This window comes from Jatrophihabitans sp. YIM 134969 (assembly GCF_054456675.1).
Window position 1 is genome coordinate 1 of sequence record NZ_JBTJEQ010000108.1, and the last position, 981, is coordinate 981.

The window sequence follows — 981 nt, forward strand, 5'->3', positions numbered from 1 at the left end:
GCGGCGGCGGCGGTGGCACTGGCCGCGGCCGACGCACCGGCGCGGGTCGCGAGCGCCGTGGGGTCGTCCAGGGTGCCGACCGCGGCCGCGGCGGTGTGCGGACGTCGGAACCCCCAGTCGAGCAGGGCCGAGGCCTGCTGCCACTGGTCGAGCGGGGCCCGTTCGGCGCGCAGGTAGACGACGCCCAACGTGGTGTCACCCCGGCGGGCCGCCGCGAGGAACGTGTGCCGGGCGGCGTCGGTGAAACCGGTCTTGGCGAACACGGCCCCGGGGTAGCGATCGAGGAAGTCGCCGGACTGGTTGTTTATCTCGATCGTGCCGACCGGCTGGCCGTTCTTCCGGACGGTCTGCGCGGGCAGCAACGCCCGTCGGGTGGCGTCGTAGGCCATGAGCCGCGCGTCGCCGACGGCCGCGCGGAGCACGAGCGCGAGGTCGTAGGCGCTGGTCAGCTGGTCCCACGTGTCCAGGCCGGTCGGGGTGCGGGCCACGGTGTCGTAGCCGCCCAGGCCGCGGACGGTGTCGTTCATGGCCGCGACCACGCGGGTGTCGCCGCCCGCCGCGCCCACGAGGGCCTCGGTCGCGTCGTTGCCGGACATCATCAGCATCGCGCGGAACAGGATGTCGGCGGTGTAACTGCCGCCGGGCACCAGGCCGACGGCCGAGCCCTCGGTGTCGGCCGCCGTCTGGCTGATCGGCACGCGTTCGCGGCCGGTCAGCCGGTGGGTGAGGACGACGGCCGTGAGCGTCTTGAGCACGCTCGCGGGCTGGTAGCGCCCGTGGGGGTCGCCCGCGGCGAGCACCGTCCCGCGGCCCAGGTCGACCAGCACCCACGCCTTCGCGGTGCGCACGGCGGGTAGCGGCGCCGCGCCGCGGGGCAGCACCAGACCGCGCTCGGCCATCCGCTCCCCGCCGGGGACCACGCCGCCCGGTCCGGCTCCGCCCGTCGGCGGGTGCGGGTCCGGTGCCTCGGGCGACGCCGCG

General features: G+C 76.5%; 1 protein-coding gene. It reads right to left on the bottom strand.

Translation table 11 applies throughout. The features are described from left to right. The coding region (locus tag ACXR2U_RS24065) for a D-alanyl-D-alanine carboxypeptidase family protein (protein ID WP_458827623.1) at positions 1-899 on the bottom strand (899 nt) is incomplete at its 3' end. Positions 900-981 lie beyond the last annotated feature (82 nt).